Annotated in this window: 29 protein-coding genes and 1 pseudogene; 14 read left to right on the top strand and 16 right to left on the bottom strand. The window is 71.4% G+C overall.

All coding sequences use genetic code 11. The features are described from left to right. The first annotated feature begins 158 nt into the window (after positions 1 to 158). The 3 genes from Q5762_RS32715 to Q5762_RS32705 all read left to right on the top strand — a co-directional run bounded on the left by Q5762_RS32715 (position 159) and on the right by Q5762_RS32705 (position 3,036). The gene (locus Q5762_RS32715; protein WP_315895916.1) at positions 159 to 797 is read left to right on the top strand and encodes a DUF3105 domain-containing protein; all 639 of its coding nucleotides are present in this window, start codon (positions 159 to 161) and stop codon (positions 795 to 797) included. 114 nt (positions 798 to 911) lie between these two features. Further along, positions 912 to 1,355, top strand: coding sequence for a DUF6153 family protein (locus Q5762_RS32710; protein WP_315895915.1), 444 nt, complete (start codon positions 912 to 914; stop codon positions 1,353 to 1,355). 85 nt (positions 1,356 to 1,440) lie between these two features. After that, on the top strand, positions 1,441 to 3,036 hold the full coding sequence (locus tag Q5762_RS32705) for a multicopper oxidase family protein (RefSeq protein ID WP_315895914.1): 1,596 nt from the start codon (positions 1,441 to 1,443) through the stop codon (positions 3,034 to 3,036). 80 nt (positions 3,037 to 3,116) lie between these two features. Here the strand turns inward: Q5762_RS32705 and Q5762_RS32700 are convergent, their stop codons facing one another. Then, positions 3,117 to 3,776: a TetR/AcrR family transcriptional regulator gene (locus Q5762_RS32700; RefSeq protein WP_315895913.1), complete on the bottom strand. Its 660-nt coding sequence runs from the start codon at positions 3,774 to 3,776 to the stop codon at positions 3,117 to 3,119. A gap of 118 nt (positions 3,777 to 3,894) precedes the next feature. On the opposite strand from Q5762_RS32700, the gene Q5762_RS32695 reads away from it, so the two are divergent. Genes Q5762_RS32695 through Q5762_RS32685 form a run of 3 tightly spaced genes read left to right on the top strand, consistent with a single transcriptional unit; the run spans position 3,895 to position 5,044 of the window. Continuing rightward, a complete protein-coding gene (locus tag Q5762_RS32695) occupies positions 3,895 to 4,032 on the top strand; it encodes a hypothetical protein (RefSeq protein WP_315895912.1) in 138 nt (45 codons plus the stop codon). Further along, positions 4,032 to 4,574, top strand: a complete 543-nt coding sequence (locus tag Q5762_RS32690) for a hypothetical protein (RefSeq protein WP_315895911.1) — start codon at positions 4,032 to 4,034, stop codon at positions 4,572 to 4,574. The genes Q5762_RS32695 and Q5762_RS32690 overlap by 1 nt, the downstream gene beginning before the upstream one ends. 20 nt (positions 4,575 to 4,594) lie before the next feature. Then, a complete protein-coding gene (locus Q5762_RS32685; protein ID WP_315895910.1) occupies positions 4,595 to 5,044 on the top strand; it encodes a DinB family protein in 450 nt (149 codons plus the stop codon). 85 nt (positions 5,045 to 5,129) lie between these two features. Here Q5762_RS32685 and Q5762_RS32680 read toward each other — a convergent pair whose 3' ends face one another. Genes Q5762_RS32680 through Q5762_RS32665 form a run of 4 tightly spaced genes read right to left on the bottom strand, consistent with a single transcriptional unit; the run spans position 5,130 to position 7,311 of the window. Further along, positions 5,130 to 5,372, bottom strand: a complete 243-nt coding sequence (locus Q5762_RS32680) for a hypothetical protein (protein WP_315895909.1) — start codon at positions 5,370 to 5,372, stop codon at positions 5,130 to 5,132. A 49-nt stretch (positions 5,373 to 5,421) separates the two neighbouring features. After that, positions 5,422 to 5,679, bottom strand: coding sequence for a glutaredoxin family protein (locus Q5762_RS32675; protein WP_315895908.1), 258 nt, complete (start codon positions 5,677 to 5,679; stop codon positions 5,422 to 5,424). Beyond that, positions 5,676 to 6,380, bottom strand: coding sequence for a peroxiredoxin family protein (locus tag Q5762_RS32670; RefSeq protein ID WP_315895907.1), 705 nt, complete (start codon positions 6,378 to 6,380; stop codon positions 5,676 to 5,678). Before Q5762_RS32670 ends, Q5762_RS32675 begins: the two co-directional genes overlap by 4 nt. Beyond that, positions 6,370 to 7,311 (bottom strand): cytochrome c biogenesis protein CcdA, encoded by a 942-nt coding sequence (locus Q5762_RS32665; protein WP_315895906.1) that lies wholly within the window; start codon positions 7,309 to 7,311, stop codon positions 6,370 to 6,372. Before Q5762_RS32665 ends, Q5762_RS32670 begins: the two co-directional genes overlap by 11 nt. A 246-nt stretch (positions 7,312 to 7,557) precedes the next feature. On the opposite strand from Q5762_RS32665, the gene Q5762_RS32660 reads away from it, so the two are divergent. From Q5762_RS32660 to Q5762_RS32650, 3 genes are all read left to right on the top strand, one after another. Further along, a complete protein-coding gene (locus Q5762_RS32660) occupies positions 7,558 to 7,956 on the top strand; it encodes a hypothetical protein (RefSeq protein WP_315895905.1) in 399 nt (132 codons plus the stop codon). Between the two features lie 106 nt (positions 7,957 to 8,062). Next, entirely contained in the window at positions 8,063 to 9,214 is a 1,152-nt protein-coding gene (locus Q5762_RS32655; RefSeq protein ID WP_315895904.1) for a sulfite exporter TauE/SafE family protein, read from the top strand. A gap of 14 nt (positions 9,215 to 9,228) precedes the next feature. Further along, positions 9,229 to 9,483: a cation transporter gene (locus Q5762_RS32650; RefSeq protein WP_315895903.1), complete on the top strand. Its 255-nt coding sequence runs from the start codon at positions 9,229 to 9,231 to the stop codon at positions 9,481 to 9,483. A 105-nt stretch (positions 9,484 to 9,588) separates the two neighbouring features. On the opposite strand, the gene Q5762_RS32645 is transcribed toward Q5762_RS32650, so the two are convergent. The 6 genes from Q5762_RS32645 to Q5762_RS32620 all read right to left on the bottom strand — a co-directional run bounded on the left by Q5762_RS32645 (position 9,589) and on the right by Q5762_RS32620 (position 12,947). Next, positions 9,589 to 9,861: a DUF2933 domain-containing protein gene (locus tag Q5762_RS32645; protein ID WP_315895902.1), complete on the bottom strand. Its 273-nt coding sequence runs from the start codon at positions 9,859 to 9,861 to the stop codon at positions 9,589 to 9,591. 45 nt (positions 9,862 to 9,906) lie between these two features. Then, on the bottom strand, positions 9,907 to 10,617 hold the full coding sequence (locus Q5762_RS32640) for a methyltransferase family protein (protein ID WP_399495319.1): 711 nt from the start codon (positions 10,615 to 10,617) through the stop codon (positions 9,907 to 9,909). Positions 10,618 to 10,740: 123 nt separating this feature from the next. Then, entirely contained in the window at positions 10,741 to 11,100 is a 360-nt protein-coding gene (locus tag Q5762_RS32635) for a DUF2933 domain-containing protein (protein WP_315895900.1), read from the bottom strand. 145 nt (positions 11,101 to 11,245) lie between these two features. Beyond that, complete coding sequence (locus tag Q5762_RS32630) at positions 11,246 to 11,458, bottom strand: hypothetical protein (protein ID WP_315895899.1); 213 nt, start codon at positions 11,456 to 11,458, stop codon at positions 11,246 to 11,248. Then, positions 11,455 to 12,438 (bottom strand): prolipoprotein diacylglyceryl transferase, encoded by a 984-nt coding sequence (gene lgt, locus Q5762_RS32625; RefSeq protein ID WP_315895898.1) that lies wholly within the window; start codon positions 12,436 to 12,438, stop codon positions 11,455 to 11,457. Before lgt ends, Q5762_RS32630 begins: the two co-directional genes overlap by 4 nt. Positions 12,439 to 12,584: 146 nt before the next feature. After that, a complete protein-coding gene (locus Q5762_RS32620) occupies positions 12,585 to 12,947 on the bottom strand; it encodes a hypothetical protein (protein ID WP_315895897.1) in 363 nt (120 codons plus the stop codon). Positions 12,948 to 13,229: 282 nt separating this feature from the next. On the opposite strand from Q5762_RS32620, the gene Q5762_RS32615 reads away from it, so the two are divergent. The 5 genes and pseudogenes from Q5762_RS32615 to Q5762_RS32595 all read left to right on the top strand — a co-directional run bounded on the left by Q5762_RS32615 (position 13,230) and on the right by Q5762_RS32595 (position 17,384). Next, complete coding sequence (locus Q5762_RS32615) at positions 13,230 to 13,379, top strand: hypothetical protein (protein ID WP_315895896.1); 150 nt, start codon at positions 13,230 to 13,232, stop codon at positions 13,377 to 13,379. Further along, entirely contained in the window at positions 13,376 to 15,898 is a 2,523-nt protein-coding gene (locus Q5762_RS32610) for a heavy metal translocating P-type ATPase (RefSeq protein ID WP_315895895.1), read from the top strand. The genes Q5762_RS32615 and Q5762_RS32610 overlap by 4 nt, the downstream gene beginning before the upstream one ends. Before the next feature lie 28 nt (positions 15,899 to 15,926). Then, positions 15,927 to 16,641 (top strand): annotated as a pseudogene (locus Q5762_RS32605) (response regulator transcription factor). Further along, positions 16,634 to 16,942: a hypothetical protein gene (locus Q5762_RS32600; RefSeq protein WP_315895893.1), complete on the top strand. Its 309-nt coding sequence runs from the start codon at positions 16,634 to 16,636 to the stop codon at positions 16,940 to 16,942. The pseudogene Q5762_RS32605 and the gene Q5762_RS32600 overlap by 8 nt, the downstream one beginning before the upstream one ends. Before the next feature lie 31 nt (positions 16,943 to 16,973). Beyond that, the gene (locus tag Q5762_RS32595) at positions 16,974 to 17,384 is read left to right on the top strand and encodes a MerR family DNA-binding protein (RefSeq protein WP_315895934.1); all 411 of its coding nucleotides are present in this window, start codon (positions 16,974 to 16,976) and stop codon (positions 17,382 to 17,384) included. A 43-nt stretch (positions 17,385 to 17,427) separates the two neighbouring features. On the opposite strand, the gene Q5762_RS32590 is transcribed toward Q5762_RS32595, so the two are convergent. The 5 genes from Q5762_RS32590 to Q5762_RS32570 are packed head-to-tail and all read right to left on the bottom strand — an operon-like array spanning position 17,428 to position 23,123. Further along, positions 17,428 to 18,972: a 2Fe-2S iron-sulfur cluster-binding protein gene (locus Q5762_RS32590; RefSeq protein WP_315895892.1), complete on the bottom strand. Its 1,545-nt coding sequence runs from the start codon at positions 18,970 to 18,972 to the stop codon at positions 17,428 to 17,430. Next, complete coding sequence (locus Q5762_RS32585) at positions 18,927 to 19,889, bottom strand: FAD:protein FMN transferase (RefSeq protein WP_315895891.1); 963 nt, start codon at positions 19,887 to 19,889, stop codon at positions 18,927 to 18,929. Before Q5762_RS32585 ends, Q5762_RS32590 begins: the two co-directional genes overlap by 46 nt. After that, positions 19,879 to 20,244, bottom strand: coding sequence for a hypothetical protein (locus Q5762_RS32580; RefSeq protein ID WP_315895890.1), 366 nt, complete (start codon positions 20,242 to 20,244; stop codon positions 19,879 to 19,881). The genes Q5762_RS32585 and Q5762_RS32580 overlap by 11 nt, the downstream gene beginning before the upstream one ends. Before the next feature lie 2 nt (positions 20,245 to 20,246). After that, positions 20,247 to 20,753, bottom strand: coding sequence for a hypothetical protein (locus tag Q5762_RS32575; RefSeq protein ID WP_315895889.1), 507 nt, complete (start codon positions 20,751 to 20,753; stop codon positions 20,247 to 20,249). A gap of 60 nt (positions 20,754 to 20,813) precedes the next feature. Further along, the gene (locus Q5762_RS32570; RefSeq protein WP_315895888.1) at positions 20,814 to 23,123 is read right to left on the bottom strand and encodes a heavy metal translocating P-type ATPase; all 2,310 of its coding nucleotides are present in this window, start codon (positions 23,121 to 23,123) and stop codon (positions 20,814 to 20,816) included. Between the last annotated feature and the right edge of the window lie 91 nt (positions 23,124 to 23,214).

Genomic DNA, 23,214 nt, shown 5'->3' with positions numbered 1-23,214 from the left:
CGTGTATCGGCTTATCCTGCGAAGAGAGCGGATCTGAACCGGATGCCCCGCGCGCTGGTCCTTCGAGAGCCAGCCGTCCGTGCCCTGTGGCCGCAACGCCATCCGGGCAGCCCACACCCACCGCCGCGTTCGAGAGGCGGCGGGGAGAGGGACGTGCTATGGGTGCCGCAAGAGGTTCGGACGGCAGGGGCGCGGACCGGCGTTCGCGGATAGAGCGGATGCGCCAGGAGGAGCGGGCGCGGGAACGCCGGAACAGGATGATCGCGATCGCCGCCTCGGTCCTGGTCATCGTGGGGCTGGTCGTCGGCGGCTGGTTCCTCTTCTCCGCCGGTGAGGAGGCCGAGAAAGTGAAGACCGCTCCGGTGGCGGGTGAGAAGACATGGTCGGATCTGAGCCGGAACCACGTCACCAAGGACATCGCCTACCCCGTGACCCCGCCCGTGGGAGGGGATCACGATCCGGTCTGGCAGAACTGCGACGGCGATGTGTACACGAAGGAGCTCCGCAAGGAGAACGCGGTGCACTCCCTGGAGCACGGAGCGGTGTGGGTCACCTACAGCAACAAGGCCACCGCAGACGACATCGAGGCGCTGGGCGACCGGGTCTCCAAGACCCCGTACACGCTCATGAGCCCGTCCCCCGGGCAGTCCGCGCCGATCACGCTGACCGCTTGGGGACGCCAGCTGGACGTGCAGAATGCGTCCGATCCGCGGGTCCCGGAGTTCCTGGAGAAGTACGTGCAGGGCCCGCAGACTCCCGAGCCGGGTGCGGTGTGCACGGGCGGGAAGAGCGACTGAGCCAGACACTGCGCGATGGACGGTGACGTTCCGTGCGGCCGGTCCACCACACGCCGCGCCTATACCCCTCCCGGGTAGTATGCCCCCGATCGGAGACGGAGCCCTGGGAGGATCATGATGGACGGGCAGCGGAGGGCCGCCGCGTGGTGCGGTCGGCTGCTGCTGCTCGGCGCGCTGCTGTGCGGCATCGTCATGATGCACACCCTCGGCCATCCGCCCATGGCCTCGGCCATGGAAAACCCCGCACAGCACGGCTCCGCGCAGGCGCCCGCGAGCGCCGAAGCCCCCGCCGCGCACGGGTCGGCCCGCCTCGAAACGCGAACCGCGTCTCGCGCCCCGCACGCCGACGGCCCAATGCCGACAGACGGCATGAACCCGCTGGCCGTCTGCCTCGCGGTGCTTGGCGCCGGGATCATCTCGCTCACGGCCGCCGGGCTGCTGCGGTGGCAATGCGGCGACCTTCTGACCTCGGCCCGCACCGGGCTGCGGTACGCGCTGCGGCCGAACCCGCCGCCGCGCGGGCTCTCCCTCGTCCAGTTGTCGGTACTGCGCGTATAGGACGGCGTCCGGCCGCTCCGCCCCGGAGCGGCACACGCGCCTGTCCTTCTCCAGCATTGACACCGATACGAGGTTCAACTCCGTCATGCGTACACCCACTCGTCGCGCCGTGCTCGGCGCGGGCATTGCCGTGGCCGGCAGCGGACTGCTCGCCGCCTGCTCCGGCTCCGGCATGGACCACTCCGCCATGGGCGGTAAGCCGATGGCCACTCCGGAGGGCTACGTGTCCCCCGACGGCAAGGAGGTCGCCGACGCCGAAGCCCGGCGCAACCCTGGTCCCGTTCGGAACGTGAAGCTCACCGCGGTCGAGACCCGCCTGGACCTCGGCGGTCGTACCGTCAGGTCCTGGGCCTACGGCGACCGGCTGCCGGGCCAGGAGGTCCGCGTCACCGCGGGCGACACGCTCGCCCTCACTCTCGCCAACCACCTGCCCCAGTCCACCTCACTGCACTGGCACGGCCTCGCGCTGCGCAACGACATGGACGGCGTCCCCGGCCTGACCCAGACACCGATCAAGCCCGGCGCGGCCTTCGACTACCGCTTCGCGGTCGCGCACCCCGGCACGTACTGGTTCCACCCGCATTCCGGGGCACAGCAGGACCGCGGGCTCTACGCACCGCTGATCGTCGAGGACCCCAAGGAGCCGCTGAAGTACGACAAGGAGTGGGTCATCGTCCTCGACGACTGGGTCGACGGCGTGGACGGCAGCACGCCGGACGCCGTACTCGCCGAGCTGAGCCGGGGCATGGGCGGCATGGACATGGGCGAGGGCGACTCCGGCGGCACAGGAGGGCACGACATGTCCGGCATGTCGATGACGGCGAAGAAGTCTCCCTCCCCCAAGCCGTCCGGCCCGCCCCGGATGATGATGGGCGCCACCAGCGACCTCCTCGGCGGCGACGCCGGAGACGTGGCCTACCCGTACTACCTGGTCAACGGCCGTACGCCCGAGAACCCGGAGACCTACTCCGCCAAGCCGGGCGACCGTATCCGCCTCCGCATCATCAACGCGGGCGGCGACACCGCTTTCCGGGTCGCCCTCGGCGGCCACGAGATGACGGTGACGCACACCGACGGCTTCCCCGTCGAGCAGGCCACGACCGAGGCGCTGCTGCTGGGCATGGGCGAACGCTACGACGTCCTGGTCACCGCGAAGGACGGCGTCTTCCCCCTCACCGCGCTCGCCGAGGGCAAGCAGCAGACCGCGATGGCGATCCTTCGTACGGGCGGCGGTGCCGCGCCGAAGGCGTCCGTACGGCCGAAGGAACTGGACGGCAAGCTGCTCCAGGCCGGGCAGCTGAAGGCCGCCGACCCTGTGCGCCTGAAGTCCGGCAAGCCCGACCGCACGATCAAGCTGGAGCTCACCGGCTCGATGGCCAAGTACGACTGGGCCATCAACGGCAAGAAGTACGACCCCGCACAGCGGTACGGGGTGCGCTCCGGCGAGCGGGTCCGGCTGTCCTTCGTCAACACCACCCAGATGTGGCACCCCATGCATCTGCACGGCCACACCTTCTCCCTGCCCAACGGCGGTGCACGCAAGGACACCGCGATCGTCCTGCCGGGCCGGACGCTGCACGTCGACTTCGACGCCGACAACCCCGGCCTGTGGATGATCCACTGCCACAACGTCTACCACGCGGAGTCCGGGATGATGACCGTCCTCGGCTACCGCAATTAATCGCCGAGGGTCTTAGCCAGCCGGTGGTGAACTCGCGGCAGTCGACCGCGAGTTCACCACCGGCCGCCCAAGACCCTGGATCAGTGGTGAGCGTGCCGGTGCCGGCGCGGCGGGTGTTGCCCCTCTGCGGCGTCCTCCTGGGCGTGCCCGGGGTTTACGGGGTTGGCCGTGAGGTGAACGCCGGTGAGGGTGACGGCGACGAGCCTGCGGACCGCGGCCTCGGACGGGAGACCGGCGGCGGCGCTGAGGGCGTGGAGACAGTAGTCCGCAAGCTCGTCAGGGGAGACGTCGTCGCGGAGTTCACCCGCCTGGGCGCCTTCGGCGAGCAGGTCCTGGACGAGGTCGTGGAGCTGCCGGTGTGCCTCGGCGATGGGCTCGCCCTGGTGCAGGAGCGCGGCGATTTCGGTGCCGTGATGCTCGCCCCGTTGGTGGATCATGAGCGCGTAGGCCGTCAGGACGGCTTCGAGTCGCTCGCCCGGGCTGCCGGCCTGGTCCCGTACGGCGGTGAGGTGTTCGAGGTGCCCGGTGACTCGGCGCTCGTGCCAGGCGGCCAGGATCGACTCCACATCGGGGAAGTACTTGTAGAGCGTGGCCCGTCCGATGCCGGCCTCCTGGGCGATGCGCGACATGGTCACCGAAAGCAGGCCGCGCTCGGCCACCAGCGCCGCGGTGGCGTCCAGGGCCGCCTCGCGCACCGCGTGCCGGTGCGTCTCGATCGTCTCGTTCCACAGCTTCGGCATCCTCCGAATATACGTGACGCCGATTCCGTGACACCATGACTTGACAGAGACAATCTGTCTCGTAAAAGTGGCGGCCATCAGCATCCGGCAGCCACGCGCGACAGCGAAGGACATGCTCATGGCCGACTCGCCCTCCCCCGGCACGGACCCGGGCCGGCCGCGTTGGGTGACCGCATTCATCTACGTCGCCATCGCCCTGGTCCTCGTCTTCGTGATCGTCCATGTCGCGGGCGGCGGCATGGGGGGACACGGCTGATGGCCGCCCTGACGCCCCGGCAGCGCAAGCTCGCGCTGACCGCGCACGTGACGGCCTCGGTGGGCTGGCTCGGTGCTGTTGCCGCCTTCCTGGCCCTCGCTGTCGCCGCGTTGACCAGCCGGAATGACCAGACGGTCAGGGGCGCGTACATGGCCATGGAGGTGACCGGCTGGTACGTGATCGTGCCGCTGGCCGCAGCCTCGCTGCTGACCGGGGTGGTGTCCGCGCTCGGCACGACCTGGGGGCTGCTGCGGTACTACTGGGTCGTCGTGAAGCTGGTGATCACCGCCCTGGCCACCGTCGCCCTGGTCGTCCACATGGGCCCGGTCAGCTACGTCGCGGGCCTCGCGGCCGGCCCGGACTGGTCCGCTGGTGAGCACGCGGGGCTGGGGACTCAGCTCGTGATCCAGTCCGGCCTCGCCGTGCTGGTGCTGCTCGTGGCCACGGTGCTGTCGGTGTACAAGCCGCCCGGCCGGACCCGCTACGGCCAACGCAGGCAGCGACAGCAGCGGGCCGTACCACCCCGGGGTGGTACGGCCTGACGGCGTAAAAGGAGGTTGTCGTGAGCCGACGCGGTACCGAATTGATGGAGAGGGCAGGCCGGCAACTGTCGGAGGTCAAGGAGCTCTTCGCCACCCTGAGCGAGGACGACCTGCTCCAGCCCTGCACAGGCGGTCAGGCCGGGGACACGGTCGGCGCACTGGCCGCGCACATCGCCGAGGGGTATCACCGGCTGGGCCGACTTCTGCCGGACACAGCCCACGCTCATGCAGCCGGGCACACCCGCCCCGAGCGCCCGGCTCCGATGACCGTGCCGGACCTGATTCGCCGCCTGGCCGACGCCGAGGTCCCGATCAGCCGACTGGCCGACCTGACGGCCGACCAGCTCGACAGCATGACCCCGCCGATCCCGCACATCTCCGACGCCAGCCGGACCCTCGGACAGGTCGTCGAGGAGGTCATCGCCCACCAGGCCGGACACCTGGCCACGCTCCGACAGGCCGTTGCGTAGCCGGTGTGGCGCGAACGTCTTGTGGCCGTCCCGGGACTCGGGGCAGGGCGGCTGTCGCAGTTCGCAGCGGGCAGGGCGTAGTCCGTCAGCGCGTGTGCGCCTGGTCGGGGGCCTGGCCGTCGTGGGCCATGTGCCGCTTGAGGTCGTCGACCTGCGTGCGCAGCGCGGCGAGTTCCTGCTCGCGCGGATCGGCATCGGAGGTTGCGGTCTTGGGGGCGGTGGAGGGCGTGTCGGTGGTTTTGCGGCCGGACCGCACCCTCAACCAGATCATGGCTCCCATGCCCAGCGGGCAGGCCAGGAGGGGCAGTAGCTTGATCAGTTCGCTCATGGTCGGTTTCCTTGGCGATTCGGTGGTGTGGGGACGGTCGGCGGGGTTGTCAGGGGGTGGCGTTGAGGGCCCGGCGCAGGCGTCGTTCCGAGAGCCGTCCGTAGGAGAAGGGGCGGCCGTCGAGGAGGATGCCGGGGGCGAAGAGGACTCCCGCCTCGGTGCCGAGCCGGCGGCCCTCCTCCTCGGCCAGGTCGATTTCGGTGACGGCCAGCTCGTGGTCGGCGCCGACCTTGGCCAGGACGGTCTTGGCGTGCTCGCACAGCGCGCAGTCGGCCTGGGTGAGGAGGGTGATCCGCCGGGCGCTCATGCCTGCCGCCCGGAGTTCAGGTCGGTGAGGATCCGGTCGACGGGGACGTACATCGTGTACTTGGGGGCGCCGCCGTAGTCCGCGCGCCACTGGATCTGTCCGTCGGGGCCGACGAGCACGAAGCTGTGGCCGTTGCGGGAGGTGCCCATCATTCCGTACTCGTTGGTCTGGTACGCGGTGGAGACCTTCAGGTCCGGGTCGGAGAGCACCGGGGTCTTCAGTGCCTCGTCCTTGACCTTGCGGGCCACCAGGTCGGCCGGGTCGGTGGTGACCGAGACGATCTGGTCGATGCCGGCGGCCTTGACCTCGGCGGCGGACTTCTCCAGGTCGCGGATCTGGTCCCAGCAGGGCTGGCAGGTCAGACCCTCCTGGAAGTACAGGAGCACCGTCTTGCCCTTCAAGGCGGCCAGGCTGGTGTTCCCGCCGTCGCTGGAGGCCAGGGAGAAGCCCGGCGCGGTCTGGCCCACCCCGGGGCTGCCGACCTCGTAGTCCTTGGCCGACGGCTGTCCGGACCCGGATCTGTCGAACACCGCGTACAGGCCGGCGACGACGGCGAGGAGAAGCGCCGCGAGGACGGCGGCGTTGCGCAGGCGCCGACGGCGATGCTGTCGCTGCTCCTGCTCGCGCGTCTGGATCGCCCGCTCGCGCCGGGCGGTCTTGTTCGTGGCCCCGGTGGCTCGGGGACGGGATTCAGCGCCCATGGGTGGAGCTCTCCCTTGCGGTGGTGCGGTCGGCGGACGGGATGCGGCCGCAGTCGGCGTTGTCCGCGTCGGTGGTGGTCTTGGTGGGGCGGCGGCGGGCGCGTCGGATCAGCAGCGCCAGGGCCACGGCGGCGATCGCGGCGACCGCCCAGCCGGGCAGCCAGCCAAGGGCCCGGGTCGCGGCGGACGCGAGGTGCTGGAGGTCGGCGGCGAAGGTGACCCGCCAGCCGGAGTTCGGCATCGACGGGCCGCTGAGCGCCAGGACGGCGGTCAGTACGCCCATGGCGATCAGCAGGATCCCGGCGAGCAGGTCGCCCAGCGGCAGGCTCCGCTGCCAGGCCCCGGCCCGCAGCCGCACCCGCCGGCCTTGAAGGATCTTGGCGGGGCCTCGGTGGCCGCGCTCCCACGCGAGGGCGATCACCACGAGGGGGGCGACCATGCCCAGTACGTAGACGAAGCCCACGCTCAGCGCCGCCGGGAAGGAGGCGGTGGCCCCGGACAGGACGGCGACTCCGGCCAGTACGGGCGCGCAGCAGGCGCTGGCGATACCGGAGAAGGCCCCGAGCCCGTAGGCGGCGCCGAAGCCGCCTCCCTGGGGAGAGCGCCCGGAGGGCATGGGGAGCTTTGGCTTCCACCCGGCGAGCACCGCCAGGCCGCCGGCCAGCATCAGCGCGCCGCCGGTCAGGTAGACGACGAGGTGGTATCGCTGGAGCGCGGCGGACAGGGCTGCGGCTCCGAGCCCGATCGGCACGATCACGGTGGCCACACCGGCGCCGAACACCAGGGTTCCCGCGACCACCCGGCCACGGGAACGGAACCCGGTGGCGAAGTAGGCCGGCAGCATCACCGAGATGCAGCACGGGGCCAGCAGCGCCACCATCCCGCCGAAGAAGGAGGCCAGCAGGGTCGTCCCGAGAAGCAGCTCGCTCATCCATAGCCTTTCCGTACGGCGCCATGCCGCGCCTTCAGCGATCGCCCATGGCACTCCGGGCGGACCGAACTCCCTGTTTACCGGGGGTCTCCGGGTCGCCGACCACGCTAGGCAGGTGGTGTGAAGAACCGATGAAGCCGTCATGTGCACGCTCTGTGCCCGGCCGGAGGCGCCCGGGGCGCTCTTCGTCGCCCGGGAGGCGACGGCGTCCGACGCCCCGGCGCGCGAGCCGCTACGATGCCGCTCGTGATCTCGCGCGCTCCGTACTCGTTCCGCCTGTGGGCAGGGCTTGTGCTGGTCGCCGCGCTCGCGTTCTGTGTGACCGGCATGGCCCGCCCGGCCATGGCGATGACCGGCCCGATGCAGACGATGCACCACGGGGCCGGGCACACCGCCGGGCAGGCAACGACGTCGGCGTCCGCCGAAGCCGGGGGCATGGGCGACTGCCCGTCGACGACCACCGCCTGTGCGCAGCCGTCGGTCGGTCCCACCCACGGAACGGATACCGGCCATGCCGGCTCCCGCGTCGCCGACGCGGGAGCGGCCGTCTCCTCGGTGTCGCAGGCGCCCCGCTCCGGTGTGCCACCTCCCACCGCGCCGACTCCCCCTCCTGATCTGCACCGCTTGTGCGTGTGCCGGACGTGAGGGCACCACGTCCGCGGACTTCTGTCGCGCGGACGTGCTGCCTGTCATGTCCGATTCGGCACGCCCGCGTGCGCGTGCCGTCGTTTCTGTTCAGGAGTGTCGACGCATGCCGTCGTCTGTCGCGTTGCTCGTCACCGGTGTCTCCACCGGTCTGCTCGCCGGTGGTGCTTCCTGCGCCGCCGTCCAAGGGGGTCTGCTGGCCGGCGCGGTGACCCGCCGCAACCCCGCCACCACCCCCACCTCGAAAACCGCCTCACCGGCACCCGCGCGCCGCGGATCCCGCACGGCGACGCAACACCGCACTGCCAGTCGGTCACACGCCGTGCTGACGGAGCCCAGGCCGCTGGTGCCCGTCGGGGCGTTCCTCGCCGGGAAGCTGGTCTCCCACACTCTGCTCGGTGCCCTGCTGGGCGTGTTCGGTGATGCTCTCCAGCCCAGCCCCCGGGCCCAGGCGATCATGCTGCTGGCCGCCGCGGTCCTCATGGTCCTCTTCGCGCTCGACCTGCTCGGCGTCAAGGCCGTGGGGCGGCTCGTGCCACGGGCCCCGGCCTCCTTCGGCCGCCTGCTGCGACGGAGCGCCAAGACCGATTCGGTGGCCACCCCGGCCCTGATCGGCTTCGCCACCGTACTGGTGCCCTGCGGCGTGACCCTGTCGGTGGAGCTGCTCGCGATCACCTCCGGATCCCCGGTGGCCGGTGCGGCGGTGATGGCGGGGTTCGTCGTGGGGACGGCGCCGCTTTTCGCCGCCCTGGGCTACCTGTTCCGCCGTACCAGCCAGGCCCTGTCCGGCCGTCTGGCCGTCCTCACCGGCGTCGTCGTGCTCGGCGTCGCCGCGTGGACGGTCGTCTCGGGGTTGCAGGCAGGCGGCTGGGCGACCTTCAACCTCAGCGACACCCCGGCCGCTGCCGCCGCACCGGCCCCGTCGGACGCCGGGAAGGAATCGGGGAGCGGCCAGAAGCCGGCCGCCGACGGACCCGTGCGCATCGACGCCTCCGGAAAGCAGATCGTGACTCTGACTGTGACGGACTTCTACGTCCCCACCCAGTTCACCGCGAAGGCGGGCGTGCCGACCACACTGGTGCTGCGCGGCAAGGACTCCGGCGGCTGTGCACGTGCCTTCACCATCCCCGAACTCGGGGTCCAGGAGATCGTCAAGCGTGACGGCGACACCAATGTCGACCTGGGCACCCGCAAGGCCGGCACCCTGCGCTTCTCCTGCGCGATGGGCATGCAGACCGGCAGCATCGACTTCCAGTAGAAAGACACCAAGTGATGTTGTTCAGCCGAAAGAACAAGGCCGAGACCGGTGCCGAGGTCGTGCTCGACATCGAGGGCATGCACTGCACGAGCTGCGGTCTGCTGATCGACGACGAGCTGGAGGAGGTCCCCGGTGTTCGCTCGGCCAGCACCAGCTTCCGCGCGGGACGGACCACCATCCTGCTCGACAAGGGGGCGGAAGTGGACACCGCCGAGCTCGTCGCGGCCGTTGGGCGCGCAGGCGAATACCAGGCCCGCCTGGACGGCTGACGCGACGGTCGCGCTGCACACGGCGGCCCGGCCGGGACAACTCCCGGCCGCACCGCCCGAGTGCTTCCCACGCGCCGCGCGGCGTCGTCTGTGCCGACCCCGGTGTCAAGTCTGGGGCGGGCGGTCTCCGGGTGACGATGCCGGCTTGTCGCCCGAGTCCCGCTGGGCGGCCTTGAGCTGGTCGATCTCCGCCCGCAGGCGGACGACCTCGGCTGCCCGGGCGTCCTCGTCACCGGCGGCGGTGGGGGCGGCGGGCCGACGCTCGGGTTGGTTCTGCTCGACGTTCCTGTGCTGGTACCGCCCCATGAACCACATCATCAGGACCATGCCCACGGGGCAGGCAAGCAACAGCAGCAGGAGCGGAAGGTACTGGGACATCGTCAGCTCCTTCCGAAGGGACGGCAGGCCCGCCGACAGCCCAGGTCACCGACCACGGGGCCGCGTTCGGGTCCGCGATCCCGCCGCGGTGGGGTCATTCGCCGACTCGGAGCGGAATGTGCCACCCGTCGGCGGCTCGGCGTGTGCCTCGACGGTCTTGCGCGGTCGCAACGACGGCAGGAAGCGGGGCGTATCGGCCGCGTACCAGGCGCCGAACCTCGCGGCGACCTCGGTTTCCTCCCGCATCGCAAGGCGCCGGTAGACCCAGGCCAGCACCGGGAACATCACCAGTGTAGGCAGGGTCGGCCACATCAGGAGGAACCCGACCATGATGGCGAGGAACCCTGTGTACTGCGGGTGGCGGATCCGCCGGTAGGGGCCTTGAGTGGCCAGCCGGCCCGCCTTCTGGGCGGCGTGAAGCTGTCTCCACGCGGCGGCGATGAGGACGAACCCGGTGATGATCAGGGCGTAGGCGGCCAGGTGGAGCGGGCTCATGTGCGGGTCGGCCTCCCAGCCGATCAGGTCGTTCCACAGGTGGCCCTGGGCGTGACTGAGCCCGAGGTTGGGGAACCAGTTCCCCAGGGGGCCTGCCAGCAGGTAGACGGTGAGCGGGAAGCCGTACATCTCGGTGAACAGAGCCACCGCGAAGGCGGAGAGGCCGCCCAGCACCCGCCAGTCCCGGCCGGTGCGGGGGTGGAAGAAACTCGCCGCGAAGATCACCAGCAACAGGGTGTTGACGGCCACCAGGGCCCACAGGCCGTAGCCGTAACCGCTGCCCGTCGTCCCTCCTCGCTCCCTTGCCCGTGGCGTCCATCTGGCACGTGGCTCGGCGCCCTCAGGGCGCCGAAGCACGCTTTCCGCTCTTGAGGGCGGGTGATCTCACAGGTGCTTCCTGGGCTGGGGCTGCTCTGCGGTGGCGCCGGATTCCCGCTCGGCCTGGGCAGCCTGCGCGGCCTTCAGCGAGCGGAGCTCTGCCTGCAGCGCGCTGATCTGCTGGTCGGTCTCGTCGGCCGAGGTGCTCGAGGTTCCGCTCTGGTTCTGGGCGCCGGTGGAGCAGGAGGAGCCAGCCTTGCCGCCGCGGCTGCCCATGCCGCGCATCATGAAGATCATGCTCAGCGGGCAGATGGCGAGGATCAGGAACGGCAGGACTGCCAGCGCCCACGCCGGCCTCAGCACGAGCAGGCCGACGGCGACGACGCCGAGGCCGATGAGAACGTTCTTGTTCAGGCACATCTTCATGACCACTCCAAGGGGCGGGTCTCCCTCCATGGTGATGCCCGGAGGAGGCTTTACGGTCGAATCTAGGCGGGTGCTGTGAAGAGCCGGTGTGCTCGTGATGCGCGGCCGATGTGCGTCGGGGTCCTGGCGGCCGTGGGGAAGGGGGCTATTTCCAGTGGCGCAGGCCGATGAAGGCGAGGACCAGGCCGCCGATCTGGGTGATGACGTGGTGGGGGTCGAAGGGCAGCAGGGTGATGCCGGTGGTGGCGCCGAGGATGCCGAGGGCGAAGAGGATCAGTCCGAGCGGCATCAGGGTGTAGAGCAGAAGCGTGTCCTGCCCGGTACCCGCGCCCCGGAGGCGGTGGTGTCGCTCGTTCATCGCGTCCTCCTCGTCGCGGCCGTCGATTCCGCCACGGGATCTCTCTTCTGCTGCCTGGGCGAACTGGGCGTGACCGTGCTCTCGCTCGGCTCGGGCACTGCCCCGGGCTCGCCGACGGCCGCAGCGGTCGCCACGTGTGTCCCCGACGCCGGGACCCCGGCGTCGTCGGTCGCCGCCGCGAGGGCGGGGCCGCCGCCGCGGCGCCAGATGAGGAAGGCGACCGCGGCGAGGAAGAGAAGCAGGCTGGTCCACACGTTCAGGCGCAGGCCGAGGAGGTGGTTGGCGGGGTCGACCCGCAGGGTCTCGATCCAGCCGCGGCCCGCGGTGTAGGCGGCGACGTAGAGGGCGAAGACCCGGCCGCGGTCGAGGCGGAAGCGCCGTTCGGCCCATACGATCAGCGCGGCCGCGCCCAGGTTCCACGTTGCCTCGTAGGCGAACGTCGGGTGGTAGGTGGCGGCGTCCGGGGTGGCGGCCGGGCGGTTGGCCGGGTCGATCTCCAGGCCCCAGGGCAGGGAGGTGGGGCGGCCGTACAGCTCCTGGTTGAACCAGCAGCCGATCCGCCCGATGGCCTGGCCGACCAGGATTCCGGGGGCTGCCGCGTCGGCGAAGGCGGCGAAGTCGATGCCGCGGCGGCGGGCGGCGATCCAGGCACCCAGGGCCCCGCCGGCGATGGCTCCCCAGACTCCGAGACCGCCCTGCCACACGTACAGGGCCTCGACGGGGTTGCGGCCCTCGCCGAAGTACAGCTGCCAGCTGGTGATCACGTGGTAGAGGCGGCCGCCGAGGATGCCGAACGGCACCGCGACCATGGCCACGTCGAGGACGGTGCCGGCGGCGCCGCCGCGGGCGCTCCAGCGGCGCTGGCCAATGGCGACGGCGGCGATGACGCCGAGGATCACCATGATCGCGTACCAGTGGAGCATGAGGGGGCCGAGGTTCAGGTACGGGCTGGGCGGGCTCGGCAGAAAGGCAAGGGTCATCGGTTCTCTTGGCGTCGAGGGGTGTGGATATGCGGTGGGTCGCCGGTCGCCGGGGTGCGGCCCGGCCCGGGGCGTGGCCGGGTGTCAGCCCATGCCCATGCGGTGGGTCGCCGGGGGTGCGGCCCGGCCCGGGGCGTGGCCGGGTGTCAGCCCATGCCGTGGTGACCGTCCGTGGACGCGCCGCCCGTCATCGAGCCGGACATCATGCCGTCCATGCCGCCGCCCGTCATCGAGCCGGACATCATGCCGTCCATGTCGGCGGGCATCATCTTCTCCATCTGCTGCCGGGCCTTGGCGCGTTCACCGGCGGGCAGCTGGTCCGTGCAGTGACGGATCATCTCGTCGCGGTCCATGCCATCGTGGGTGCTGTTCGTTGATGCCGTGGCCGAGGGGGTCGGCTGCGGGTCCGTGGCCGAAGGGGAGGCGAAGGCGGTGGCGGCACCGTAGGCGCCGAGGCCGCCGAGCAGGGCGGTGGCCGCGGCCACACCGATGGTCCTGCGGTTGATCATGACCGTGGTCCTTCCCGTCGTTTCCCGGTACGCCGCCGAAGCTAGGCCCGCGCTGTGAAGGGGCCGTGAAGCGGCCATGTGCGGGCCCTGTGCGCTGACGGCGTTCGAGCTTCGTCCCGGCTTGCGCCACCCCCACCCACACCTCCACCGAAGACGCCACTGACCAGCACCTTCACCGAGGGCGGTGCCGTGGGTACGGGCTGGAACACCCCGAAAATCCGCTCTTACAGCTGTTTGCTACCCCCCGGGGGTAGGCGTAGCTTCCGAGTCAGGAGGTGCGTGATGACACATCCCGAGGCTGCACCGAAGCGGCAGTGCCTCGCCCCTGAGGTCGGCGGCGAGTCGCTTGTACGCCTGGCCGGGATCGGCATGAAGACCGAGCGGCGGTCCGGACACGACATCACGCAGCGCACGGAAGGAAAATCGTCATGAGCGCCACGGACATCGGAGTCGTCGCCGGCGCGGTCGCACTGATCGCGTTCCTGGCCTGGTACTTCTTCGGGCCGAAGAAGTCACGCCAGGCCGAATTCGTCGGTGGCGTGCAGGAGATCGGGATCACGGTGAAAGGCGGATACTCGCCCGATCTCGTGACGGTTCGTCAGGGGTTGCCGGTCCGTCTGCTCTTCGACCGGCAGGAGAGCGGGGACTGCACCTCGCGGGTTGTCTTTCCCGACTTCGCGGTGGCGGCGTCGCTGCCGGCGAACGAGAGGACGGCGGTGGAGTTCACGCCCGACAAGGCGGGCCGGTTCGGGTTCGCGTGCGGGATGAACATGGTGCACGGCACCCTGCTGGTCGAGCCGGGCGACGATGACGGCCAGGCGGACGCGACGGTCTCCCCCGCCGAGGGTGAACGGCCCGCCGTCACCACCACGCCCGGCGACGCTGAGCGGGAGGACGCCGAAACCGCTGCTCGACGCGAGGAGATCGCCGATCTGTCGCGCCGGGTCGTCTTCGGCGCGCTGCTGTCGCTGCCCGTCGTCGTGGCCGTCATGCTGCACGAGGTGTTCGGCGTGGAGGTGCCCGGCCTGCTGCTCAACCGGTGGTTCCAGTTCGCGCTGATCACGCCGGTGATGTTCTACACGGGCTGGCCGATCCACCGCACCGGCTGGCGCGCTCTGCGGAACCGCAGCGCCGAGATGAACGCGCTGATCACGCTCGGCACGTCGGCGGCGTACGGCTACAGCCTGCTGGTGACGGTCGCACCTGGCGTGCTGCCCGAGGGCGTGCGCGAGGTGTACTACGAGGCGGTGGGAGTCATCCTCACCCTCATCCTGCTGGGCCGGCTGTTCGAGGCGAAGGCCAAGGCCGGGACCGGGCAGGCGATCCGCGAGCTCCTTGGCCTGCGGGCCAAGACGGCCCGCGTGGTGCGCGACGGCGTGGAGGTCGAGGTGCCGGTCGAGGAAGTCACCGCAGGGGACATCGTCGTGGTCCGGCCCGGGGAGAAGGTCCCCGTGGACGGCGTGATCGTCGACGGCCGCTCCACGCTGGACGAGTCCATGGTCACCGGTGAGTCGCTCCCGGTGACCAAGACCGTGGGCGACGAGGTGGTGGGCGCGACCATCAACCAGACCGGCGCCTTCCGGTTCGAGGCGACCAAGGTCGGCGCGGACACCGTGCTCGCACAGATCATCAAGCTGGTACAGCAGGCGCAAGCATCGCGGGCGCCCATCCAGCGGATCGCCGACCTGGTCTCAAGCTACTTCGTACCCGCGGTGATGTTCATCGCCGTCGCCACGTTCGCTGTGTGGTTCCTGATCGGTCCCGCCCCGGCGCTGACCCTGGGGCTGGTCTCGGCCGTGGCCGTGCTGATCATCGCCTGTCCGTGCGCGCTGGGCCTGGCCACACCGCTGTCCATCATGGTCGGCACCGGCAAGGGCGCCCAGGCTGGCATCCTGATCCGCTCCGCCGAGGCGCTGGAGAGCGCGCACCGCCTCGACGTGATCGTGCTGGATAAGACCGGCACCGTCACCCAGGGCCGGCCGCAGCTGACGGACCTTGTGCCCGCAGCCGGCTTCACCGAGGACGAGGTGCTGCGCCTGGTGGCCTCAGCCGAGCACTCCTCCGAGCACCCTCTGGGCCAGGCGATCGTGTCAGGTGCCGCCGAGCGCGGCATCTCACTGGCCGAGGTGGGCGAGTTCGACTCGGTCACCGGCCACGGCATCACCGCCACCGTCGACGGCCGCCGCGTGCTGGTGGGCAAGCCATCACTGCTCGCCGACCAGGGAATCGACGCCGGCCCGCTCACGGTGGAGGCGGAGGGGCTGGCCACCGGGGGCAAGACGGCGATGTTCGCGGCGGCCGACGGGCGGCTGCTCGGCCTGGTCGCGGTCGCCGACACCGTCAAGGAGGACTCGGCCGCCGCCATCACCGCTCTGAAGCGGCTCGGCCTGGAGATCGTCATGATCACCGGTGACAACACGAGGACCGCCGAGGCCATCGCCGCCCAGGTCGGCATCGACCGCGTGCTGGCGGAGGTGCTGCCCGAGCACAAGGCGGACGAGATCCGCCGCCTGCAGGACGAGGGCAAGCGCGTGGGCATGGTGGGCGACGGCATCAACGACGCCCCGGCCCTGGCGCAGGCCGATGTGGGCTTCGCGATCGGCACCGGCACCGATGTCGCCATCGAGGCGGCCGACATCACGCTGATCTCCGGATCCCTGGGCGGCGTGGTCACCGCGGTGACGCTGAGCCGGGCCACCATGCGCAACATCCGCCAGAACCTGTTCCTGGCGTTCGTCTACAACACCGCCGGCATCCCGCTCGCGGCAGGCGTCCTCTACCCGGTCACCGGCTGGCTGCTCAGCCCGATCATCGCCGCCGCGGCGATGGCGGCCTCCTCGCTGTCGGTGGTCGGCAACGCCAACCGGCTGCGCCGCTTCACCCCCCAGTCGCTGCCCCCCTCCCCGCCGTCGTCGGCGGACGCCGCGGCCAAGGCGCCTGTGGCCGCATGATGGAACCCGTACGAAGGAATGTGTGCCCGTGACCGCGACGGTGCTGGTCGTCGACGACGAGGCGAAGCTGCGCGGCCTGCTGCGCGACTATCTGGAGCGCGAGGGCTACACGGTGCTGGAGGCGAGCGACGGCCGCAGCGCCCTGGACCTCGCCACCGCCTCCCATTCCCGACCTGGTCGTTCTCGATCTGGGCCTTCCCGGTCTGCCCGGCGAGGAGGTGGCCCGGCTCCTGCGCAAGGCCGGGGACGTGCCGATCGTGATGCTCACCGCCAAGGCGAGCGAGAACGACCGGGTGATGGGGCTGCGACTGGGCGCCGACGACTACGTCGTCAAGCCGTTCAGCCCGCGCGAGCTGGTCGCCCGCGTCGAGGCCGTGCTGCGCCGGGCCCGTGCCGGCCGCACGCCCGCCGAGGAGGAGGCCGCGTCGTACGGGGAGGGCCGGCTGCGGATCGACACCGAACGCCGCGAGGTGCACGCCGACGGCCGGCCGGTCGACCTGACCCGCACCGAGTTCGACCTGCTGGCCGCGCTCGCCTCCCGCCCCGGGCGGGCCTGGACCCGCCTGGAGTTGGTCGGCCGCGTCCAGGGCCACACCTTCGAGGCGTACGAACGCACCATCGACGTGCACGTGAAGAACCTGCGCCGCAAACTCGGCGACACCCCGCCCTCCACCGTGATCGTCACCGTGCCGGGCGTCGGCTACAAACTCGGAGTGGATCGCGATGTGGACCGCGATGCGTGAACTGCTGCGCGGCCGGTTCGCCCGCCGCCTCGCCCTGGCCTTCGCCGCCCTCGGGATCGGCACGGCCGCACTGACCGCCGTGCTGGTGAACACCGCTTTCGGCGACCGCTTCGACGACTACCTGGCCGGACAGCAGCGCACCCGGCAGCAGCAGCTGATCGCCCTGTTCGCCGCCGACTACGCCCGCGACGGCGCGTGGAAGCCCCAGGCACTCGACGAGCTCGCACCGACCGTGACCATGACCGGCTCGGAGGCCGAACTGCTCGACCCCGCGGGCCGCCATAGCAGCAGATGCGCGTAGGTCACGGAGACAAGGACGACTCGTGAACGGCATGACCGTGGGTAAAGCCGCGGAGCTGGTGGGTGTGAGCTCCAAGGCCACACGACTGTGGGAGGCCAAGGGCCTGATCGCACGGGCAAGCCGGACTGAGTCCGGGTACCGGCTCTTCGACGAGGCGGATCTTGAGGTGCTGCGCTTCATCCGGCGCGCCAAGGCCCTCGGCCTCACCCTCGAAGAGATCAACGACATCCTGGACCTGCAACGAGGCGGAGCCCAACCATGTGGCCGGGTGACGGAGATGCTCGACGCCCACATCGGCCAGATAGCCCGCAGAATGGCCGAGCTTCGGCAGCTGCGGCAGGTCCTGCAGGCAGCCCGCCGCACGGCCGACGAGGCTCGCCGGGCCGACGGCGAAGCCGTCATCTGCCAGGTCATCGAAGCCCTGCCGGACCCTGATCAGTAGGCCCGAGGCCGCCCCGGCGCGGCCTCGGGCCTGCCGACGCGTGTCACAGGTCCACGACCAGGCGGGAGGTGCGGGAGCGTGACACGCAGGGATAGACGATGTCGCGGCGGTCCCGCTCGCCGGCGGGCAGCACGGTGTCGCGGTGGTCGGGGGTGCCTGCCAGGACGCGCAGTTCGCAGGTGCCGCAGAAGCCTTCCTCGCAGGATGAGGGGACGTTCGGGGCGGCCTCGCGGATGACTTCCAGCAGGGTGCGCTCGGCCGGGACCGGCAGGACTCGTCCGGTTCGGCGCAGCTCGACCTGGAACTCGCGGGCGGGGGCCGGATCATCAGAGTTCAGGCTCGCGTTCCGGGGGGCGGCGAACCGTTCGATGTGCAGGTGCCGGTCGGGGAAGTCCGTGGCGACGGTCTTCTCCACGGCTCTGATCAGCGGTTCGGGGCCGCAAGTGTAGACGGCCGCTCCCGGCCGGGTCGCCGTCAGTGCGGTGGCGAGGTCGGGCAGGCCGTCGGTGTCCTCGGGGACCAGACATACCCGGTCACCGCCGAGGGCGAGTAGTTCGTCGGCGAAGGCCATGGTCGCGCGGGAGCGGCCGCCGTAGAGAACGTGCCAGTCGCGCCCCGCCGCGGCTGCCGCGCGGACCATGGGCAGGATGGGCGTGATGCCGATGCCGCCGGCGATGAACAGGTAGTGGTCGGCGAGGACCAGCGGGAACCTGTTGCGTGGCCCCCTGACGGCGATGCGCTGGTCCTCCTCCAGCGCGTGGACCTCCGCCGAGCCGCCGCGGCCGTCGGGTACGTGCAGTACGCCGATGCGGTAGGTGTTCCGGTCGGCGGGGTCGCCGCACAGCGAGTACGGCCGGATCGTCCCCGACGGCAGGACGAGGTCGACATGGGCACCGGGCTCCCATGGGGGCAGGGGTGCGCCGTCAGGGGCGGCGAGGTCGAGGGTCACGACGCCGTCAGCGGCGCGCCGTGTGTCCCTCACGACCACAGGCCGGGATCCGAGCGGGTCGCGGTGTACGGGCGGTTCGACGGCGGTACGTGCGGTCGCGGGCGCATCGCCGCCGCCGGTTCGGCGTCCGGCCAGCAGCCGGTAGAGGGACAGGAAGCCGACCGCGGCGGCGAGGGCGAGCGCGGTCCACCACACCGTTGTCCTGTCGGTGCCCGCGGTCAGGGCGTGCACGGTGGTCAGAACGAACACGGCGAAGGTGCTTGCGTGGACGTAGCGCCACCACCGGTGCGGGATGCGGTGCTTGAGCAGGGAGGTGACCTCGATGGCGGCCAGGAGGTAGAGGGCGGTGACACCCCAGGCGACGGCCGCGGGCCGGTAGTCGGAGGTGAAGGGGATCAGCAGCTGGAGCAGGCCGATGTCCACCCAGGAGTCGGCGACGAGCGCCAGCAGATGGACCGTCAGGAAGGCCAGGGACAGGCCGGACAGGAAGCGGTGCAGGTCGAACAGGCGCGCGGGAACCACGCGAGGGCCCAGCACGCGGGTGGACATCAGCAGTCCCCACAGGACGGTGGCGGAGAGCAGCCACCAGGACATCAGCCCGCCGACGCGGGCGAGGTGCCACCAGAGTTGGGGGTCCACGTCACATACCTTTCCCAGGGCCCGGCGCGGTGTGCCGTCCCGTCTTCCGTTACCAGCAGGCCGGCGACCCCCTGGGCCTCCAACAGGGCTCGGCCCGCGGGCAGTCCGGCGATCAGCGCCGCTTTGGCCAGCACCTCCGCCCAGTGCGTCTGACCCGCCACAACGGTGACCGTGGCCACCGCGCCGGCGGCCGGCGCGCCGCTCGCCGGGTCGATGATGTGGTGAAGCCGCTGTCCCTGCCGCTCCCAGCGGCGGCGCAGCCGGGTTGAGGTGGCCACCGCACCGTCGGCGAGGGCCAGCCACGCCAGGTCGGTGCCCGGTCGGGCCTCGTCCTCCACCGCGACGGTCCACGCCCCGGCGCCGGGGGCCGCCCCCGTCGCCCGTACGTCTCCACCGAGGTTGACGCAGGCGCCCTCCGCTCCAGCCGCCAGGAGTTCCTGGGCGACGAGGTCGGCGGCGAAGCCCTTGCCGATGCCGCCGAGGTCGAGCCGTACACCGGGGGCCAGGCGTACCCGGTAGTCCGCCATCTCGATGCCCGCGCAGCCCGGGGCCGGAGCCGGGGGCGGCGTGACGGTGGGCGGCAGGTCGCGTGGCAGCGACGGGAAGCTGTGGGTGTATCCGGCGGCTTCCAGTGCGGGGAGCACGGTGGGGTCGAACAGCCCACCGGTCGCCTGCCAGGCCCGTACGGCCTGACGGACGAGCGTGGCGGTCGGCTCGGACAGGCGGACCCAGCGGCCTTGCGAGGCGTTGAGGCGGCAGAGCTCGCTGTCGGGGCGAAACCGGGACCACAGCGACTCCAGTTCCTCCAGGCGGGAGCGGGCCCGGGAGAGGAGCTGCGGTGCGGATCCGCCGGTCACCAGGAGATGGCCGTCGGATCCCATCACCGGGAACCGCGCCTCGGCCGGCTCAGCTGCCACGGCTGGTCGTCATGGGGGGAGCCGGTGGAGCGGACGGCGGCACCGCCTGCCCCTGGCCCTGGCCTTGGGGCGGTGCGGGGGCTGCGGCCTGCGGTGCGGACTGAGCACCGGAGCCGCAACCGCTGCCGCTGCTGCGCGTCACCGGAGCGGCGGGCGCCGTCTGTTGGGGAGCCGGTGTCGCGGCGGAGGGCGTGGCGCTCGCCACCGCGGGCGCGGCGGCGGCCGCGGACGGTTCGGCGGCGCCCACCAGCGCGGCGGTGAGCAGGGTGGCCCCGGCCAGGCTCGCCGCCGCGACGCTCACCCGCACGGCCATACGACGGTCCCGCTCGTCCTCGGGGTTCTTGGGGTCGGCCACGGTCACATCCCGCCCATGCCCATCATTCCGCCCATGCCCATGCCGCCACCCATGCCCATGCCGCCGCCACCCATGCCCATGCCGCCGCCACCCATGCCGTTGCTGGGTGCGCCGCCGCCGGTGCCGTTCTGCTGGGTGCCGCCAGGGGCCGGGGTGCCGTTCATGCCGGGCATCTGCTGCCCGTTCCCCATCTTCATGCCCATCTCCATGCCCATGCGCATGGCTTCCAGCTCCATCCACATCCGCATCTGCTCCGCGCTCATGCCGTTGGCGGGCGCGGTCGGCTGAGCCGGCGGCGCGGACTGGGCCGGCTGGGTCGGGGAAGCGGAGGGAGCGGGCGCCGCCGTCGTGGAGGGGGCCGGGGCAGCGGTCGCGGTCGGCGAGGCGGCCGGCATGTTCGGCATGTCCGGATCTGCGCCTCCGGCGACCGCCACGGTGGCGGTGACGCCGACCGTCACGATTCCGGCGGCGATGGCGAGGGCGGTGCGGTGCTTGATCTCCAGAGCCATGGGCTTGTCCTTTGCGCGTGTGTCTGACGTGTGAGAAGTGCGTACGGGTGGAGAGGATCGCTACGTGCGGTTGCCCGGCTTAAAACGCCGGAGTCGCAGGCTGTTGGTGACGACGAAGACCGAGGAACTGGCCATCGCGGCCCCGGCGATGAGCGGGTTGAGCAGGCCGAAGGCGGCCAGCGGCAGGGCGGCCACGTTGTAGACGAAGGCCCAGAAGAGGTTGCCCTTGATGGTGGAGAGCGTCTTGCGGGCGAGGCGGATCGCGTCGGCCGCGCCACGCAGGTCGCCCTTGACCAGGGTGAGATCGGCGGCGGCGATCGCCGCGTCCGTGCCGGTACCCATCGCGAGTCCCAGGTCGGCCTGGGCGAGGGCCGCGGCGTCGTTGACGCCGTCGCCGACCATCGCGACGACCTTGCCCTGGCCCTGCAGCCGCTTGACCTCGGCGACCTTGTCCTCGGGGTGGACCTCGGCGATGACGGTGTCGATGCCGACCTCGGCGGCGACGTGCCGGGCGGCGGCCTCGTTGTCGCCGGTCAGCAGTACGGGGGTCAGGCCGAGCGCCTTGAACTGGGCGACCGCCTCCGCGCTGGTGGCCTTGACGGTGTCGGCGACCACCAGGGCGGCCCGTACCTTCTCCTCCCAGGCGGCGAAGACCACGGTGCGTCCCGCGCGCTCGGCCTTCTGCTGAGTGCGCACCATCGTGGACGGGATCTCCAGACCCTGCTCGGACAGCCAGCTCGCCCGGCCCGCGATCACCTCGCGCCCCTCGACGATGCCGGTGACGCCTCGCCCCGCGTGATTGGCGAAGTCCGTGACCGGCGCGAGGTCACCGTGCTCGTCGGCGGCGGCGTCGGCGATCGCCTTGGCGATCGGGTGCTCCGAGGCGTGCTCGACCGCGCCCGCGAGCCGCAGGACCTCCGACCGGTCCTCGCCCTCGGCGAGAACCACGTCGGCCAGCCGCATCCGGCCCTCGGTGACGGTGCCGGTCTTGTCCAGCACGATCGTGTCGATACGCCGGGTGGACTCCAGCACCTCCGGGCCCCGGATCAGCAGCCCGAGCTGGGCCCCACGTCCGGTGCCGACCATCAGCGCGGTCGGCGTGGCCAGTCCCAGCGAGCAGGGGCAGGCGATGATCAGCACCGCCACCGCCGCGGTCAGCGCGACCTGCGGGGAGTAGCCCAGATACAGCCAGGCGAGCAGGGTCTCGACGGCCAGCAGGATGACGACGGGGACGAAGATCGCCGATATCTGGTCGGCCAGCCGCTGCACCTCGGCCTTGCCGGTCTGGGCCTCCTCGACCAGGCGTGCGATCTGCGCGAGCTTGGTGTCCGATCCGACCCGGGAGGCCCGTACGACGAGTCGGCCCCCGGCATTCACCGTCGCGCCCGTGACCGCGTCACCCGGGCCGACCTCCACCGGCAGCGACTCACCGGTCAGCAGCGACTCGTCCACGGCCGAGGAGCCTTCGACGACCACGCCGTCGGTGGCGATCTTCTCCCCGGGCCGTACGACGAACTCGTGCCCGACCGCCAGCTGGTCGATCGGCACCCGCACCTCGCGCCCGTCGCGCAGCACGGTGACGTCCTTGGCGCCCAGGTCCATCAGGGCCCGGATCGCCTCGCCGGCACGCCTGCGGGCCCGCGCCTCGAAGTAGCGGCCGGCCAGGATGAACGCGGTCAGCGCCGCGGCCACCTCCAGATACACCTCGGCACCCGCGTGGCCGCCCGTGCTGGGCAGGAGCGAGAACGTCATCCTCATGCCCGGCTCACCCGCGCCGCCGAGGAACAGCGCGTACACGCTCCACAGCCAGGCCGCGATCACGCCGAGCGACACCAGTGTGTCCATGGTCGCCGCCTTGTGCCGCAGGTTCAGCGCGGCCGCGCGGTGGAATGGCCAGGCGCCCCACAGCGCGACCGGGGAGGCCAGCGCGAAGGCGAGCCACTGCCAGAACCGGAACTGCAGGGCTGGGATCATGGAGAGCATCACCACCGGCACCGTCAGCGCGGCGGAGACCAGCAACCGGTCCCGCAGCGCCCGCACGTGGCGCTCCTCCTCGCCGACAGGACCGTCACCGCCGTCGCCCGCGCCCCCGGTCTCGGCGGAGGCGGGCGGTGCGGGGAGACTGGCCCCGTACCCGGTGGCCTTGACCACCTCGATGAGCTTCTGGGGCGTCACGTCGTCGGCGTAGGAGACCCGCGCGTTGGCGGTCGCGAAGTTCACCGACGCGCTCACACCGGGCAGCTTGTTCAGCTTCCGCTCGATCCGCGCAGCGCACGAGGCACAGGTCATCCCCGTAATGGACAGATCGACCGTGTTCTGCGGCGCGACTGCCGACAGTTGAACGGTCGTTTCCGACTCGGTGGTCGTCATACGGCTACGTGTCTTTCTGTGCCTGGGACCGGGAACAGGCCGCTTCTGGTTCGGCCGCCGACCTTCACCGGCGGTCTGGGGGCCTTGGGTG

This window comes from Streptomyces sp. P9(2023) (genome assembly GCF_032436795.1).
Taxonomy (GTDB): Bacteria; Actinomycetota; Actinomycetes; order Streptomycetales; family Streptomycetaceae; genus Streptomyces.
Note: the sequence above shows the minus strand (reverse complement) of the source record. Positions and strands in the feature narration are given on the sequence as shown.

Bases quoted from the DNA above. Each gene is read 5' to 3' on its own strand.
- Q5762_RS32715 (WP_315895916.1), top strand. From the start codon at position 159: ATGGGTGCCGCAAGAGGTTCGGACGGCAGGGGCGCGGACCGGCGTTCG.
- Q5762_RS32710 (WP_315895915.1), top strand. From the start codon at position 912: ATGATGGACGGGCAGCGGAGGGCCGCCGCGTGGTGCGGTCGGCTGCTG.
- Q5762_RS32705 (WP_315895914.1), top strand. From the start codon at position 1,441: ATGCGTACACCCACTCGTCGCGCCGTGCTCGGCGCGGGCATTGCCGTG.
- Q5762_RS32700 (WP_315895913.1), bottom strand. From the start codon at position 3,776: ATGCCGAAGCTGTGGAACGAGACGATCGAGACGCACCGGCACGCGGTG.
- Q5762_RS32695 (WP_315895912.1), top strand. From the start codon at position 3,895: ATGGCCGACTCGCCCTCCCCCGGCACGGACCCGGGCCGGCCGCGTTGG.
- Q5762_RS32690 (WP_315895911.1), top strand. From the start codon at position 4,032: ATGGCCGCCCTGACGCCCCGGCAGCGCAAGCTCGCGCTGACCGCGCAC.
- Q5762_RS32680 (WP_315895909.1), bottom strand. From the start codon at position 5,372: ATGAGCGAACTGATCAAGCTACTGCCCCTCCTGGCCTGCCCGCTGGGC.
- Q5762_RS32675 (WP_315895908.1), bottom strand. From the start codon at position 5,679: ATGAGCGCCCGGCGGATCACCCTCCTCACCCAGGCCGACTGCGCGCTG.
- Q5762_RS32670 (WP_315895907.1), bottom strand. From the start codon at position 6,380: ATGGGCGCTGAATCCCGTCCCCGAGCCACCGGGGCCACGAACAAGACC.
- Q5762_RS32665 (WP_315895906.1), bottom strand. From the start codon at position 7,311: ATGAGCGAGCTGCTTCTCGGGACGACCCTGCTGGCCTCCTTCTTCGGC.
- Q5762_RS32655 (WP_315895904.1), top strand. From the start codon at position 8,063: ATGCCGTCGTCTGTCGCGTTGCTCGTCACCGGTGTCTCCACCGGTCTG.
- Q5762_RS32650 (WP_315895903.1), top strand. From the start codon at position 9,229: ATGTTGTTCAGCCGAAAGAACAAGGCCGAGACCGGTGCCGAGGTCGTG.
- Q5762_RS32645 (WP_315895902.1), bottom strand. From the start codon at position 9,861: ATGTCCCAGTACCTTCCGCTCCTGCTGCTGTTGCTTGCCTGCCCCGTG.
- Q5762_RS32635 (WP_315895900.1), bottom strand. From the start codon at position 11,100: ATGAAGATGTGCCTGAACAAGAACGTTCTCATCGGCCTCGGCGTCGTC.
- Q5762_RS32630 (WP_315895899.1), bottom strand. From the start codon at position 11,458: ATGAACGAGCGACACCACCGCCTCCGGGGCGCGGGTACCGGGCAGGAC.
- lgt (WP_315895898.1), bottom strand. From the start codon at position 12,438: ATGACCCTTGCCTTTCTGCCGAGCCCGCCCAGCCCGTACCTGAACCTC.
- Q5762_RS32620 (WP_315895897.1), bottom strand. From the start codon at position 12,947: ATGATCAACCGCAGGACCATCGGTGTGGCCGCGGCCACCGCCCTGCTC.
- Q5762_RS32615 (WP_315895896.1), top strand. From the start codon at position 13,230: ATGACACATCCCGAGGCTGCACCGAAGCGGCAGTGCCTCGCCCCTGAG.
- Q5762_RS32610 (WP_315895895.1), top strand. From the start codon at position 13,376: ATGAGCGCCACGGACATCGGAGTCGTCGCCGGCGCGGTCGCACTGATC.
- Q5762_RS32600 (WP_315895893.1), top strand. From the start codon at position 16,634: ATGCGTGAACTGCTGCGCGGCCGGTTCGCCCGCCGCCTCGCCCTGGCC.
- Q5762_RS32595 (WP_315895934.1), top strand. From the start codon at position 16,974: ATGACCGTGGGTAAAGCCGCGGAGCTGGTGGGTGTGAGCTCCAAGGCC.
- Q5762_RS32575 (WP_315895889.1), bottom strand. From the start codon at position 20,753: ATGGCTCTGGAGATCAAGCACCGCACCGCCCTCGCCATCGCCGCCGGA.
- Q5762_RS32570 (WP_315895888.1), bottom strand. From the start codon at position 23,123: ATGACGACCACCGAGTCGGAAACGACCGTTCAACTGTCGGCAGTCGCG.